This window comes from Streptococcus sp. DD04 (genome assembly GCF_001578725.1).
In the GTDB taxonomy this organism is placed as follows: domain Bacteria; phylum Bacillota; class Bacilli; order Lactobacillales; family Streptococcaceae; genus Streptococcus; species Streptococcus sinensis.
On record NZ_KQ968976.1, the window covers coordinates 524706 to 540151 of the forward strand.

Annotated in this window: 16 protein-coding genes and 1 other annotated feature; of the genes, 4 read left to right on the plus strand and 12 right to left on the minus strand. The window is 41.2% G+C overall.

Translation table 11 applies throughout. The annotated features are described in order from the left end of the window. The 3 genes from recX to STRDD04_RS02555 form a co-directional block, all read left to right on the plus strand. Window positions 1-750: recombination regulator RecX (gene recX / locus STRDD04_RS02545; RefSeq protein WP_082757328.1), on the plus strand; the 750-nt coding region annotated here is incomplete at its 5' end. An 86-nt stretch (window positions 751-836) separates the two neighbouring features. Next, complete coding sequence (ntdP, locus tag STRDD04_RS02550) at window positions 837-1370, plus strand: nucleoside tri-diphosphate phosphatase (protein WP_062199076.1); 534 nt, start codon at window positions 837-839, stop codon at window positions 1368-1370. A gap of 174 nt (window positions 1371-1544) precedes the next feature. After that, window positions 1545-1862, plus strand: a complete 318-nt coding sequence (locus tag STRDD04_RS02555; protein WP_062199078.1) for a DUF960 domain-containing protein — start codon at window positions 1545-1547, stop codon at window positions 1860-1862. A gap of 59 nt (window positions 1863-1921) precedes the next feature. On the opposite strand, the gene STRDD04_RS02560 is transcribed toward STRDD04_RS02555, so the two are convergent. After that, window positions 1922-2356, minus strand: a complete 435-nt coding sequence (locus STRDD04_RS02560) for a GNAT family N-acetyltransferase (protein ID WP_062199080.1) — start codon at window positions 2354-2356, stop codon at window positions 1922-1924. Between the two features lie 62 nt (window positions 2357-2418). Here STRDD04_RS02560 and STRDD04_RS02565 point away from each other — a divergent pair, with 62 nt between their 5' ends. Next, window positions 2419-2835 (plus strand): MarR family winged helix-turn-helix transcriptional regulator, encoded by a 417-nt coding sequence (locus STRDD04_RS02565; RefSeq protein ID WP_062199082.1) that lies wholly within the window; start codon window positions 2419-2421, stop codon window positions 2833-2835. A gap of 144 nt (window positions 2836-2979) precedes the next feature. On the opposite strand, the gene ileS is transcribed toward STRDD04_RS02565, so the two are convergent. From ileS to murD, 11 genes are all read right to left on the minus strand, one after another. Continuing rightward, window positions 2980-5772 carry an isoleucine--tRNA ligase gene (gene ileS, locus STRDD04_RS02570; protein WP_062199083.1) on the minus strand — a complete coding sequence of 931 codons (2793 nt, stop codon included), beginning with the start codon at window positions 5770-5772 and terminating at the stop codon, window positions 2980-2982. 51 nt (window positions 5773-5823) lie between these two features. Continuing rightward, window positions 5824-6032: a binding site (T-box leader), on the minus strand. After that, window positions 6024-6815 (minus strand): DivIVA domain-containing protein, encoded by a 792-nt coding sequence (locus STRDD04_RS02575; protein ID WP_037615981.1) that lies wholly within the window; start codon window positions 6813-6815, stop codon window positions 6024-6026. It overlaps the preceding feature by 9 nt. A 9-nt stretch (window positions 6816-6824) precedes the next feature. Beyond that, window positions 6825-7610 carry a YlmH family RNA-binding protein gene (locus STRDD04_RS02580; protein ID WP_062199085.1) on the minus strand — a complete coding sequence of 262 codons (786 nt, stop codon included), beginning with the start codon at window positions 7608-7610 and terminating at the stop codon, window positions 6825-6827. After that, window positions 7604-7879, minus strand: a complete 276-nt coding sequence (locus tag STRDD04_RS02585) for a YggT family protein (RefSeq protein ID WP_037615977.1) — start codon at window positions 7877-7879, stop codon at window positions 7604-7606. The genes STRDD04_RS02580 and STRDD04_RS02585 overlap by 7 nt, the downstream gene beginning before the upstream one ends. 3 nt (window positions 7880-7882) lie before the next feature. Further along, on the minus strand, window positions 7883-8440 hold the full coding sequence (locus tag STRDD04_RS02590; RefSeq protein WP_037615975.1) for a cell division protein SepF: 558 nt from the start codon (window positions 8438-8440) through the stop codon (window positions 7883-7885). Window positions 8441-8449: 9 nt separating this feature from the next. Continuing rightward, window positions 8450-9121, minus strand: coding sequence for a YggS family pyridoxal phosphate-dependent enzyme (locus tag STRDD04_RS02595; protein ID WP_062199087.1), 672 nt, complete (start codon window positions 9119-9121; stop codon window positions 8450-8452). Window positions 9122-9129: 8 nt separating this feature from the next. Further along, on the minus strand, window positions 9130-10398 hold the full coding sequence (gene ftsZ, locus STRDD04_RS02600; RefSeq protein WP_062199090.1) for a cell division protein FtsZ: 1269 nt from the start codon (window positions 10396-10398) through the stop codon (window positions 9130-9132). Between the two features lie 16 nt (window positions 10399-10414). Then, the gene (gene ftsA / locus STRDD04_RS02605) at window positions 10415-11773 is read right to left on the minus strand and encodes a cell division protein FtsA (RefSeq protein ID WP_062199091.1); all 1359 of its coding nucleotides are present in this window, start codon (window positions 11771-11773) and stop codon (window positions 10415-10417) included. 119 nt (window positions 11774-11892) lie between these two features. Beyond that, window positions 11893-13077 (minus strand): cell division protein FtsQ/DivIB, encoded by a 1185-nt coding sequence (locus STRDD04_RS02610; protein ID WP_062199093.1) that lies wholly within the window; start codon window positions 13075-13077, stop codon window positions 11893-11895. Then, window positions 13074-14144: a UDP-N-acetylglucosamine--N-acetylmuramyl-(pentapeptide) pyrophosphoryl-undecaprenol N-acetylglucosamine transferase gene (locus tag STRDD04_RS02615; RefSeq protein WP_062199095.1), complete on the minus strand. Its 1071-nt coding sequence runs from the start codon at window positions 14142-14144 to the stop codon at window positions 13074-13076. The genes STRDD04_RS02610 and STRDD04_RS02615 overlap by 4 nt, the downstream gene beginning before the upstream one ends. 1 nt (window position 14145) lies before the next feature. After that, a partial coding sequence (gene murD / locus STRDD04_RS02620) for a UDP-N-acetylmuramoyl-L-alanine--D-glutamate ligase (protein ID WP_062199097.1) occupies window positions 14146-15446 on the minus strand: 1301 nt, incomplete at its 5' end.

Here is a 15446-nt window from a genome sequence, read left to right on the forward strand (position 1 = left end):
AAACAGCTTTACCTCTTAGAGTTGGACGACAGTGAAAAGCTCTATATTACAGAAGACACTATCGTCCACTTCATGCTGTCTAAAGGAATGGAAATCACGGAGCAGGAACTCAGGGAAATTCAAGGTTATGCTCAATTTTCCTACGGAAAAAATCTAGCCCTCTACCATCTCTCCTTCAAGCAAAGAACTGCCAAGGAAGTCAAGGACTACCTGACCCAGCACGATATTCAACTAGACATCATCAGCCAAGTCTTGGACGCTTTGAAAAAAGAAAATTGGATCAACGACAGAAAATATGCTAATTCTTTTATTCAATCCAACCTTCTCACTGGTGACAAGGGCTCTTTTGTTCTCAAGCAAAAACTCAGTCAAAAAGGGATTTCTGCCACTATCATTGAAGAAGAATTGAGCCAGTTTGATTTCACTGAAGTAGCCGAGCGAGTTGCTGAGAAACTTTTAAAGAAATATCAGGGAAAGCTTCCCAGCAAGGCGCTACAGGATAAAATCCTCCAAGCCCTGATAAACAAAGGATTTTCCTATGGACAAGCCAAAGAGGCCTTCGATCATTTAGACATCGAAGAAGACCAGGAAAACCAACAAGAACTCCTCTATAAAGAACTAGACAAGCAATACCGCAAGTACTCCAAAAAGTACGAGGGCTACGACTTAAAACAGCGTCTGACCCAAGCTCTGGCCCGCAAAGGGTATGATTTTTCGGACATTGCCAGCGCTCTAAGAGAATATCTTTAAGATTTTCTATGAAAACTTAGGCATTTTTATGAAAATATGTTACAATAAAGAGGATAAACTTATAAATTGTAGAAAGTTGGTAGGTTATGAAACTTCCCAAAGAAGGCGACTTTATTACAATTCAAAGTTATAAGCATGATGGGAATCTTCACCGCACTTGGCGAGATACCATGGTACTAAAGACAACAGAAAATGCCATTATTGGCGTTAATGACCACACACTGGTGACAGAAAGTGATGGCCGGCGCTGGGTAACACGAGAGCCTGCCATTGTCTATTTTCATAAGAAATATTGGTTTAATATCATTGCCATGATTCGTGAAAATGGCACTTCATACTACTGCAACCTCGCTAGCCCCTACTATCTGGACAATGAAGCCCTCAAGTACATCGACTATGATTTAGATGTCAAGGTCTTCACAGATGGCGAAAAACGGCTGCTGGATGTGGAAGAGTATGAGCGTCATAAAAGGCAAATGAACTATTCGGATGATTTGGATTTCATTCTCAAGGAAAACGTCAAAATTCTGGTTGACTGGATCAATAAAGAACGTGGCCCCTTCTCCGATGCTTATGTGAAAATTTGGTACAAACGTTATGTTGAACTAAAGAATCGATAAAGTTGTCAAAGAGCGCAAGCTCTTTTTCTTTCTCTCTTTCCTCCTAATCTCCTACCCAGCAAAGGAGAAATTCCTTGCAATTCCCACTTATTTCTTGTATGATAGAACCAACAATGCTGCTAGTGACAACACTTGGATCCTCAGTAGCTAGATTTCCAGAAAGGAGTGAGTCTCATGGCTTTTACCAATACTCGTGGTCGCTATGCCAGCTTTGGCGTTATCACTAGCTTGCCAGATGATGTGATTGACACTTTCTGGTACATCATCGACAACTTCCTCAAAGATGTCTTTCCCCTGAATAACCTGATTCGCTTCGAATTAATCAATAACAAGGGCAAGCTGACCTTCCGATTCTCCGAGGATCATCTCGACACACTCATCTCCTTTGACTTCGCCTATAGATTTGACCCGTTTTACCCCCGAATGATTTATGTTGTGGACAATAACGGCAGAGAAACGGTCATGTTAGCAGACGAATATTCCATGATGTAATATAGTAAAATCCAACTGATTTCACCTCCATCAAGAAAGGGGGAGTCAGCTGGATTTTTTCATTTTTTGTAAATCATTTTGATGTGGGGCGTTGATTCAAAGATAAAAGGGTCTCCCTGAGTTACAAAACCAAATTTTTCATAAAGCCCCACGACTTGCTCCTGAGCTTCAATTTCAATCATTTTTCTTGGCCACTTTTCAGTACAAAGATTCAGAATTTCCTCTACTAAGCGACTGCCTAATCCTTTCCCCCGAGCTGACGGAGCTGTCACAAGGCGGCCGAAAACGACTTTTCCATCTTGCACAAACACGCGGGCATAGGCATCCACTTCCTCTTGCTCATTTACATGGAAAATGTGCACAGCTGTTAGATCTTTCTCATCCAATTCATGATAGATTCGCTCTTGCTCGACGACAAAAGTATCGATCCGCAGTTTTAAAATCTTGTAAAACTCTAGTGTATCCAACTCTGGCAAATATTTTTTATACCACATACTTGTTTCCATCCTTGCTTTATTATATAATGATCGTAAATGCAACTATAATAGGAGTTCTTATGAATTATCATCAGTTATTTCGCCAAATGGGAGCCATCTCCCGTCAAGCTATGATGAAAATGAATCAGGAAGCCAGCCAATACAGGCTAGATAATAATCTCTTTCTAATCCTTACTCGCATTGTCGAACATCCTGCCATCCATCAATCCCAGCTAGCAGAGCTGGTTCAGATTGACAAGACTACGCTGAGCCGCTCTTTACGAAAACTGGAGGAAAGAGGCTTGATTGTCAAAAAAACCAAGGCTCAAAATAAGAAATTCAAGGAGCTCTATCCAACGACTTCTGCTCTAAAAGTATACGACAAGCTGATTGGCTTTGAGGATAGGTATATTCAGACGAAGCTGCATCAATTAACTTCCTCTGAGCTTTTTCAGCTCCAAAATATTCTAGATAAAATAGACACACCTAAGTTATAAGCAGTATAACAGAAAATAGTTGCACTTGCAACTGTTTGTTTTTTCTAATTTAGTTTTAATTTAACAAATTAACAAATTTTCAAATCAATCTATCTAAAAAATGGCTTACCACTAAAGGGCAAAGCCATTTTATATTTTCAAAACTTACTTGGCCTCAAAGCCTTGAGCTACTGCTTCTGCGAAGTTTTCTTCGACAATTTGAGCACAGTGATCACAGACAAGTGCATTGTAGCTGCGTTCTTGAACAGTCGAATCAATGCGGCGGCAACGTTCACAGACTTGCCCCTGCGCATGCTCTACTGTGAAAGCCACATCTTCAAAGGTTACAGCACCTTCAGGAGCAGTTTCTTCAGCAATGGTCAACTGAGAAACGATGAGAAGTTGAGCTACGTCGCTATTAACTGCTGCCAGCAAGGTCTTAATGACTTCATTTGGATAGACGGTCAGGTGTGCTTCCAATGACTTCCCGATAACCTTTTCATTGCGGGCTTCTTCCAAGGCTTTCTGAGCCTGGCTGCGGAAGTCCATAAAGGCAGACCAAGTGTCCAAGATTTCTTCTTGATTTGGGAAAGTCAGAGCTTCTGGCAATTCTGACAATTGGACAAAGTCTTCTACTTCAAATTCAAGATATGACCAGATTTCTTCTGCTGTGTGTGGCAGAATTGGCGTCAACAACTTAGTAATCTTAACCAAAATATCATAGAAAACAGTCTGCATTTGACGGCGCGCGAGTGACTTCGCACCTTCAATGTAGACAACGTCTTTGGCAAAGTCCAGATAGAAAGCGGACAAGTCAACGGTCACAAAGTTAACAATAGCTTTATAAATAGTCAGAAACTCAAAGTCTGCGTAGGCCTTGCGAATGGTATCTACCAACTGATTGAAGCGGATAGTCATGTATTTATCAACGGAGCGAAGTTCTTCGTAAGCTACGGCATCCTCAGCTGGATTAAAGTCAGAGGTATTGGCAATCAAGAAACGCAAGGTATTCCGAATCTTACGGTAGGTTTCAGAAACTTGGCTCAAGATATCCATAGAGATACGAACGTCGTTGCTAGAGTCTACACTGGTTACCCAGAGACGCAAGATTTCCGCACCAAATTGTTTTTCAACATCGCTTGGAGCAATGGTATTTCCAAGGGATTTAGACATCTTTTCACCCTTACCATCTAAGGCAAAGCCTTGTGACAAGATTTGTTTGTAAGGGGCCACGCCATGGTTGGCAACTGATGTGATGAGTGATGAGTTAAACCAACCACGGTATTGGTCTGAACCTTCTAGATAAAGATCTGCTGGGTAAGTCAACTCTGGACGGTTAACCACCACCCCATTCCATGATGAACCCGAGTCAAACCAAACATCCATGATGTCTGTCTCTTTTTTGAATTCACCATTTGGAGAACCCGGATGGGTAAATCCTGCTGGCAAGAGGTCTTTAGCATCTCTCTCCCACCAAACGATAGAGCCATGCTCTTCAAAGAGCTGAGCCACGTGTTCGATGGTTTCGGCCGTCATGATTGGTGTTCCGTCTTCAGCATAGAAGATTGGAAGTGGAACTCCCCAAGCCCGCTGACGAGAGATAACCCAGTCGCCACGGTCGCGAATCATATTGTAGAGACGTACTTTACCCCATTCAGAATGGAATTTAACTTTTTCAATTTCGTCCAAAATTTCTTGACGGAATTTGGAAACAGATGCAAACCACTGTGGCACTGCCCGCCAGATAATTGGCTTCTTGGTACGCCAGTCAAATGGGTAGGAGTGAGAAATTTCTTCCTGAGCAAGGAGCAAGTCACCAAGTTTTTCAATAACAGTTGGTACAACCTTGTCATAGAATTGGCCTTCAAAGTCAGGACCAGCATTTGCCATCATGATACCGCGCTCGTTAACCGTCACAGCGACTTCAAGACCGTTGGCCACACCGACATTGTAGTCGTCCTCACCAAAACCAGGGGCTGTATGGACGATACCAGTACCAGAGTCAGTCGTAACGTGATCACCCAAAATGACCAACTCATCTACAGCAGTATCCCATGGGTGAGCCGTCACGATCTGGTTCAATTCTTGACCACGGTAGGTAGCTAAAACTTGAACATCGGCCCAGCCAAATTTCTCAGACAAACTACTCAACAATTCAGACGCTACAATAAACTTGCGAATTTCACCCGCAGGCTGGACCAAAACGTAGTCAATATCTGCTCCAACTGTCAAACCACGGGAAGCTGTAATGGTAAATGGAGTTGTTGTCCATACGACGATGTAAGTATCTGTGTCCAAGACCCCTTTACCATCTTTGACACGGTTAGCATAGTAGAGAGATGTGGAAACCAAATCATGGTATTCAATTTCCGCTTCAGCCAAAGCTGACTCAGAAGACCAAGACCAGTAAACTGGCTTAGCACCACGGTAAATGTAGCCTTTCTTAGCCATTTCACCAAAGACGCGGATCTGAGCTGCTTCATAGTCAGGGGTCAAAGTCACATAAGGATTATCCCAGTCACCAGAAACACCCAAACGCTTGAAGTCTTCTTTTTGCTTTTCGACTTGGCTGAGGGCATAGTCCCGACACATATTGAGGTACTCTACCAAGTCCAGTTCTTTACGCTTTACACCTTGCTTGGCCAACACCTGCTCAATAGGAAGACCATGCGTATCCCATCCTGGAATGTAGGGCGCATAGTAGCCTGCCATAGACTTCGAACGGACAATGATATCCTTGGAAATTTTATTCATGGCATGACCAACGTGAATATTTCCGTTCGCATAGGGTGGTCCATCATGCAGGACAAAATGCGGTTTGCCTGCATTTAATTCTTGACGGCGCTGATAAAGCTTAGCCTCATCCCATTCTTTTTGCCAGATTGGTTCTTTATTTGGCAGGCCAGCCCGCATCGGAAAAGCAGTTTTTCCAAGATTCAGTGTTTCTTTGAGTTTCATCGATTCTCCTCATAAATATCATTTTTCAAAATAAAAAACCACAAACTTCTCCTAAAGGACGAAAATTCGTGGTACCACCTTTGTTTAGACAGGAAAAAGCCTGTCCCTCTTAGCCCGTAACGTAGGCAGACGTCATATCTTACTCAGTTCAGATATAATTAGACAGAATGATAAATCAAACAAAAGGGATTACAGGCCTCTCACCATCACCTGCTCGCTGAAAATATTTTGTCTGATTTGTGTTTCTACAATTATAAGATATTAATTGGAATTCTTTGACTGCCTTCAGAGTCATCTTCTTCATCTGATTCAGTTCTAAAAAGTTCCTCTTGATGTGCTTTTACTATCTCTTCATCTAGGGGAGCAAAAGATTGAGTTGCAGCCAATTCTCTATTGGCATGTTCAATCCGCTCTTGCAATTCGGCTAATTCTTCCGGAGAGAATTGGCGAGTGACATCCACTTCTTCCGGAGTAACAACCGTTTCTCCCAGAGCTTCTTCAATAACTTCTTTAAACGCTTCATCGCTGGTTTGAAGATAGGTTGCAGTCGGCCGCAAAATTTCTTCCCACTCTGGCGAATCTACAATTGTCAGCTGACTCTCAATCGTCGACTTGAGACGCTGATGGAAAACACGTGTCTTATTTTTTAATTCTTCTGTTTCAACCGCTACTTTTTTAGCATTATCAGTAGCTTGACGAAGGATCTCGTTGGCCTTATATTTAGCGCCATCCAATAGATGCTGTGCATCCTGCTCTGCTTGACGAATAATATTAGCTGAGCGCTCATTCGCCGCCTGTTTAACACGCTCGGCTGTATCTTGAGCAATCAATACAGATTGGCTGAGAGAATCCTTCATCTCGTCAAAATAGATTAAGCGTTCTTCAAGATTACGAATCTTTGCTTCCTTTTCATGATTTTCACGAACCAAATCTTCATAATCCCTTACAACAATATCAAGAAACTCATCAACTTCTTCGACATTGTAGCCTCTGAATTTCGTCGCAAAAGATTTGTCTTTAATTTCTAATGATGTTAATGTCATATCTTCTCCTCATTTACTAGATAATAATTCAACAGTTAATTTATGCTTCCCATTTTTTGAAAAACCGTTCTCGCTTAAAACTTTTGCTCTTCCAAATCTTCTAACGCTAATCAAATCGTCTAGCTCAATCTGCTGATCCGGCTTGTCGCTTACCGCATAGTTTAGCTTCACATGCTTTGCTGAGATGAGTTGAACTGCCTGACTTCTTGACAATTTAAAGATACTTGCCACTAATTTATCTAAACGCAAACTAGAAACCAGTATATCTTTTGTAACTGTCACTTTCTGTTCAATCAGTTGCTCTTCTAGCTCAACCTCTTGTAGCTTCACTGGCGATTTAGAAATCTTCAAAACATTATCAATAAAATATTGAGCTAATTTTTTATCAACAAAAATCTGAGCTCTATCTTCGATAACGAGAATATCTCCAAAAGTCTTTCTTTCAATCCCTAATTGATTAAGAAGCGTTCCCATTATCTGAGAATGGTTAATTCTATAAAATTTGCTTGCATAAACTATTTCCAGCAAGCTAATCTCAAAATCTTCAGGATTGAATTCATAGTAAGGAGGGGCAATAAGAACCTTTGCCAACTCGCTTGGAAAAAAATCTGAGCTGACAAATACTTGCAAATCATATTGCTTTCCGATATTCCTCATAATTGCAACTTGATGAGGATTTAAGAAGGAAGTCGTTTCAAAGTGATAATAGTCTTGAACCCTCTGGAATATTTCTAAACTTCTATCAATAAAATCTTGATCTTCTTGAGCAAAATGCTGATGAATATTTCTTACCATAGTAGTGATAGATATCCAACCAGCCATAAAACTAGAACGTTCAAAAATTTTAGAACAAAGAAAGCTACCATAACCGTGAAATCTATTCTTCCAAATTGTAAAGGTAAACCTCGAAATAGACGGAGAAATGGTTCCACTACACTAATGACCAACTTCCCTAAAGCTGTTTCATATCCTCCAGGAAACCATGATAAAACTGCATAAATGAGCATCACCAAGGAATAAACGTTGATGGCATTAGAGATTATCCTAATAATAAAATAAGTCATCTATTATCTACTACGCTTCATATCAAAGTCAAATTCACTTAATTCAACATCGTTTGGAAGACGAATATCCTCAATATTGACTACAACATTGATTGGCGTCAGCAAGTACATGGTACTCGCAACCTTTTTCAAATTACCTGCTAAAACATAACGGGCACCATCAAGATAATCCAAACAACGACGTGCCTGAACCTCAGTCATATACTGAAAGTCAATCAGAATGCTTTCATTTGCCAAAAGCAAGTCTACAATCTCTGTTGCTTCCTCATACTTTTTAGGATAGCGCACATCAATCGTAATCTTCTCATCAGCCTTAGCGCGGTTTTGAGCCAATTCTTGCTGGCGAGCATGTAATCTCGTAATATTTTCTGTAGAAGACTGCGGCTGCGGTTGAGCAGGAGCTGTACGAGGAGACTTCGTCTCTTTTACAGGCTGAGACTGCAACAATTCAGGCTTTTGCGAACTGCTTGGAAGCTTAGCTGCCTGTTGCGGGACAGCTGTATCCTCTCCATCTTCTGTGAAATAATCTATAAATTTATCAAATCTATCTTTAAATGACATAGTTCTTTCCTATTCAAAAAATGCGGTACCGATTCGAACATATGTTGCCCCATTGGCAATAGCCTCTGGATAATCTCGACTCATCCCCATACTCAAATCGGTAAATGGCATATTTTTCAACTGCTTCTTTTGTAATTCTTTTTGAAGTTGGTGAGTTGCCTCAAAAATGTGATTCAACTCATCATGACTAGCCTCAAATGGAGCCATTGTCATTAATCCAACAAGACGAATATTTTCTAATTTTTCAAGTTCAGACAACACATCATCAAGTTCTTCCACCTGAAAACCATGTTTACTTGCTTCCTTAGAAATATTCACTTGTAAAAAACATTGTATCACATGTTCCGCTCGCTTATCAATCTCTTGAGCTAATTTTATAGAATCTAAAGCGTGAAAATAATCAACATAATTAATTATATCTTTTACTTTTCGTCTTTGCAAACTCCCAATTAAGTGCCAAGTAAGATTTTCATTTTTTAAAGCTTGATATTTTTCCAAAAATTTGCCCACACGGTTTTCACCGATATGCTGAATCCCTGTGTTTACAAGCTGGCGAGCAGTCTCACAATCAACATATTTCGTGACTGCAATGATTTTTACTGAATTTTTTAAACGATTTGATTTTTCAGCAATTCTTTCAACCGAACGAAAAATCAAATCTTTATTTTGTTGTAAATTCATTTTCTAGATTAACGATTTCTGAAAAATGGAGGTGTTTCAAGTTCATCATCCTCTTCATTTGTTTCAGCGTAACGCTCCACGCGAGTTGAAGAAGCTGGTTCAGCTGGACGAACTATCGCTTCTCGACGTAAATCCCAATCGCCAAAGGCAGAACCCTTTGGAACATCTGCTCTTGGACGGCTAGGAGTTGGCATGTCAACCTTTTCAGTCAAATCAAAATTACGGTCAAAGTGTGCTGAACGTACTTCGCCACGTTTTGACTCAACTTGCGGACGAGTGCTTCCTTGCGTTTGGCGGAGGCCGCTGACACGATCAACCTTATCTTGTCGGACACCTGTTGCCACAACTGTAACACGGATTTCATCTTTCATTGACTCATCGATTGATGTACCCAACCAGATATTGACACCATGGCCAGCTGCTTGGTTGACAATTTCAGAAGCTTCTTCTGCTTCAATCAAGGTCATATCAAGACCACCTGTAACGTTGACAATCACATCTTCTGCACCATCAATCGTTGTTTCAAGAAGTGGTGAGTAAATAGCCTTACGAGCTGCTTCAATAACACGTTCTTCACCGTTACCCAGACCAATTCCCATAAGGGCGTCACCCTTATTAGCCATGACAGTTTTCACATCAGCAAAGTCCAAGTTAATCAAGCCTGGGCTGGTAATTAAATCCGTAATTCCTTGCACACCTTGGCGAAGAACATTGTCTGCTTCACTCAAAGCTTCCAGCAGCGGTGTCTTCTTATCTACAATTTCAAGCAGGTTGTTGTTAGAAATGATGAGGAGAGTATCCACATGCTCACGGAGTTCATTAATGCCCTCGATAGCAAAATTACCACGTTTGGTTCCTTCAAAACCGAATGGGCGAGTGATAACTGCAACTGTCAGAGCGCCTATTCCTTTGGCAATTCGTGCAATCACAGGAGCAGCCCCTGTACCTGTTCCTCCACCCATACCTGCAGTAATAAAGACCATGTCTGCTCCTGCAAGTGCTTCCGTAAGGACTTCCTCACTTTCTTCGGCAGCTTTACGGCCAACCTCAGGCTGTCCTCCGGCACCAAGACCACGGGTCAATTTAGGGCCTAATTGAATAACAGTTTCTGCTTTGGCACCGCTAAGCGCTTGAACGTCTGTATTTGCGGCGATAAATTCAACCCCCGCAACTCCTTCATCAATCATGCGGTTAATGGCGTTTCCGCCACCTCCACCAACACCAATTACTTTGATAACTGCTCCCTGAGCAGCCATAGCGTCAAATGAAAATGTCATAGTTTATTTTCTCTCCTTAATCAAACATATTACCAATTAAATTACGTACACGATCTGTAATCGAAGTTTTTGGTTCTTGGTTTGGAACACTATTACTTAATGGCGGAATATCCGTTTCTGTTTTTTCTGCCGTTTCCTCTACTGACTTATTGTTAAAACGTGGCAAAGGCTGAGCAGAGCGTTCAAAGGCGATAGGTTGATGACGAAGCTGTTCATCACCACGGACAGCCATTTGAGCTAACATATCCACATCAGTCAAATTACCCGCATATTCTGATAAGCTAATTACATGGGCAAAGGCTGGATTGCGAATACCGATTTGATTTGGAACATAGAGCTTCACATTGACACCAAACACTTCTTGGGCTAACTCTACTACTCCCGGAAGAATCGCTGTTCCACCAACAATCACTATGCCACCTGGTAGCTCAAGCAGATGTCTTCTATCCAAATCACGCTTAACCTGTTCAAAGATATGTCTGATTCGAGCGGAAATGATTTCAGCTAAGTAGCTTTCTGTTACTTCTACCGGTTCAACTTCTCCAATCACTTCTACTTGGAAAGTTTCCGAACCAGCTGCTGGTACATAAGCTTCCCCGTAATTAAATTTCAAACTTTCAGCTAATTTTTGTGAAGTTTTCAAGACCTTTGAAATATCTTTGGTGACGTAATCGCCGCCTTCTTGATAGATATTGGTGAATTGCAGTTCTTGACCACGAACAGAAGCTACTGTTGTCTGACCTCCGCCCATATCAATAATCGTTGCACCGAATTCACGCTCTCCCTCGTTCAAAATAGACTTGGTCATAGCAAGAGGTGAGATAATCACATTTTCCAGCTGGACACCTGCACGCTCTACTGTTTTACGAAGATTATGCAAAATCGTACGAGGTCCTGTGTATAAAAGACCACGCATTTCCAAACGGATTCCCATCATACCTCGCGGATCGCGAATACCTTGGAAGCCGTCTACTACAAATTCCTCTGGAATGAAAGTAATTACTTCACGATCAGGAGTCATACTCTTAGTCAGAGCTGATCTGACAACGTTCTTAACATCCTCATCTGTAATTTCTTGTGATTCACTCGTCACAGGAATCATCCCTTGCGTTGGTTCAATTTGCAATAGATTCGCAGGCAAACCGACATTGACCAAACCAATTGAAATCCCAGCTTTTTCCTCCGCTTGAGTGATAGCTGACTTAATTGCTGCCGCTGCAGCTTCAATATCTACAATAATTCCATCTTTTACGCCAGCACTTTTTGTATTACTGACTCCAATAACATTCATTTCACCGTTGATGTGCTCTGCCACCAACACTTTGATTGAGCTAGTTCCTATATCTAATCCAGTAAAAAAGCCGTCTCTAGCCATTACATCAGTCCTCTCTATCTTCCATGTTTCCGGTCTATACAATAACTCTTGAGAATAGAGTTATCCAAACTTTATTATATCATAAAGAAAATGAAAATGGGCAGTTTTTCTCAACATAATTAGTTATTTTCAGCATTCTCATTATTTTCTGTTTGATTTTGAATTTCAGGATTCTCGTCATCCGAAGCCGCTTCCTCTATTTTGTCTTCTGTTTTCTCTTCTGGCTCAACAGAAGGCTCTTCATTCTGTGCGCCCTGCAGATAACTAAAGATACCAGCTTCCATATCCACCACGCTTGGAAATTCTAGCTGAGGCTGAATCCCCTCGTAGTAGGGGAGTTTTCTTGCAATTTGTGAAATAGGAACCAGAACCTGATGTTCGTCTCCCATTGTCAAAGTAGCTAAGTCCTGCGTCACCTTACTTGGGGTTATTTGAACTGTTCGGATATTGTTTTTTACAGAATCTGGTACTTTTTCCAACTGACTGACGAGCAATTTAATCAGCTGTCGATCAGAAAATTCCACAGAGATGTAGGAAGCAGGCAAGGACTCAGGAGCAACTGCGTCCTTGATAACCTCTCCACTAGTCAAAATAGGATAGTAGTTTTCATTTTCGTGCAAATATCCCAGAACCCCATATTCTTTTACTTTGACATTGAAGGTAAAAGGAAACTGATAGGTCATATCTACCGTATCAATCCAAGGGTTGGAGAATTTCATATTGCGTGCATGGTTCTTTTGATTGATAAAAGTTGTCAGAGTGTAATCCCTGTCATCAATCTTACTATTTTTTAGCAATTCTTCCTGACTGACCATTTGATTACCAGAAAATAGAATCGTTTTTATGTTTGCCAGAGGAGTCAAAAAGTAGAGAGAAAGCAAAATCAGTAGCCCGTTGATGATCAGAACTGGCAAGGCACGATAAAGATGGATTCTCTCTATCGGAATGCGATTAGCGTCTCTTTCAAGTTTGGCCAATCTTTTGAGCTCTTTTTTGCTAAGTTCTTCCCCTTCATCTAACTCAAATCCATCGTTTTCTTCACCTGCAGCATCTGCTTCCTCATTCAGATTAGAAGTTTCATCTGCAGAATCATTTTCGATTTCTTGATCCTCAGAATCATCAGTAATATCCGATTCATCATTTTTCTGATCTTTTTCCTCGGCTAAAGCCTGTTCTTGCTCTAATTGCTTCTGCCTTTCTGCTTCTTCTTGAGCCTTCTTTTCAAGATATTCCTTATTTCTTCTCTGCCATTCAGAAAGACTTTTTCTAGCTTCTTTCTGATCATCTTGTTTCCGTTTTGTCATTTTTTCCCTTTGTTGATGTCATTTTTCAAAATTGCATAAAATTCATCTACAGACTTGATTTCATGAGAGTTTTCCATTCTTTGATAATAATGTTCTTTTTCTCTCAACAAGTCATTAACAGCTACTTGAAGATTCACTCTATTTAGGTTTTCTTCATTTATCTTCATTGCGTAGCCTTTCTTTACGAAATAGTCGGCATTTTCAATCTGATCGCCTCTGCTTGCCCCAAGTCCTAAAGGTACAATGACCTGTAGCTTCTTCATAGCAAGCAACTCAAAAATAGTATTTGAACCTCCTCGTGTCACCACTACGTCTGCCAAATCCATCAGTGGTTGATATAAATCCGTCACATAAGAAACACGATATAAACCAGTAGAAAGTTCATCTAAGCGACTATCTCCCGTCAGATTGATGAGATTGTACTTAGTAAGCAAATAATCTTTGTTTTTGTCTACAAAATTATTGAAAGCTTTAGCACCAGCCGATCCGCCAATAAAAAGGATCGTTGGTAGGTTCTCATTGAAATGCTGACGAATATCGATCAGTTCTCTCGGCTCCTCGGTTTTTGTTCCCCGAACTTTTGTCACAGCCCCTACATGTTCAATTTTTGTCAGAGAATGTTCTTGATCAAAAGTTGAGTACATTTTTCTTGCACATTTATAACCGATTTTATTAGCCAAGCCAAGCGACAAATCAGACTCATGAATGAAGACTGGAACGCCCGTCACCTTCGCCGCAATCACTGGTGGAACAGACACAAAGCCTCCTTTTGAAAACAGGGCTTTTGGACGTACTCTCAACATGATGCCCAGCGACTGGAGAATCCCACCTGCCACTTTGAAAACATCCCAAAGATTCTGCCATGAAAAATAGCGACGGAGCTTGCCAGTTGCAATCGAATGGAAAACAACAGGTAGACCTGATTTCTGAATTTCCTTGTACTCAATCCCATGGCGGTCACCGATATAATGGACTTCCCAGCCCTCCTTGATAAATTTAGGCATCAGCAAAAGATTGAGGGTCACATGGCCAACTGTCCCTCCGCCTGTAAATACTATTTTTTTCATTTTATCCCTTTAATTCTTTAAACACGGCAAGGAATTCATCGCCCCGCACTTCAAAATTCTTATACATATCCCAGCTGGCATTGGCTGGACTGAGAAGGACAACATCCCCAGGCTCCGCCACAGAAAAGGCTTTGCGAGTAGCGTCTCTGACATCTGAAGCGTCCAGATAGCTTACTTCTGCCTGATCCGCAGCCCGCTTAACACGCGCAGCCGATTCTCCTAAAATCACCATCTTTTTCAAGCCTTTGATATCTGGCACCAATTCATCAAATTCATTGCCTCGATCCAGACCACCAGCAATCAAAATAACCTTGCTATTGTCAAAACCTGATAAAGCTTTTTGTGTCGCTAAGATATTAGTTGATTTACTGTCATTGTAAAATTTGACTTGATTGATTTCACCCACATACTGGAGACGATGCTTGACACCACCAAAATGAGCTAGAGTTTCTTTAATCACTTGATTGTCAACCCCACGCAGTTTGGCGACAGCAATGGTTGCTAGAGCATTTTCTACATTGTGACTGCCAGGCACGCCTAGTTCAGAAGCTTTCATAATGGCTTCCCCACGGAAGGTCAGCACATCGCCGTCCAAGTAGGCTCCATCGACTTGTTCTTGAGTTGAAAAAGGAATCACCTGGGCTGCCGTTTTCTTAGCCAATTCTTTAGCCAAATCTTGATTGAAATTCAAAATGACATAGTCAGAAGCGGTCATATTTTTTTGGATATTCCACTTGGCTGCCACATAATCTTCAAAAGAGCCGTGATAGTCAAGATGTGTCGGCATCAGATTTGTAATCACCGCTATTTCCGGATGGAAAGCTTCGATTCCCATTAATTGGAAGGAAGAAAGTTCCATAACCAGAGTATCTGTTTCACCCGCATCTTGAGCGACTTGACTAGCTGGAAATCCGATATTTCCTGACAAAAGACCATTTTGTCCGCCTGCTGTTAGCACTTCCGCAATCATGGTCGTGGTGGTGGTTTTTCCATTTGAGCCAGTAATCCCGATAATCGGCGCATCTGAAATCAGATAAGCCAGCTCCACTTCGGTAATAACGGGAATCTTCTTTTCCAAAGCTCTTATGACCATAGGATTATTGTAAGGAATGCCTGGATTTTTTACCATCCACTCAAAATCTTCATCCAGCAGTTCCAAAGGATGACCACCTGTCACGACCTTAATTCCTTCTTCGAGCAAAGATTGGGCTGCTGGATTTTCCTCAAAGGGTTTCCCATCATTGACCGTCACAATCGCCCCCAGTTTATCTAAAAGACGAGCAGCTGACTCCCCAGATTTGG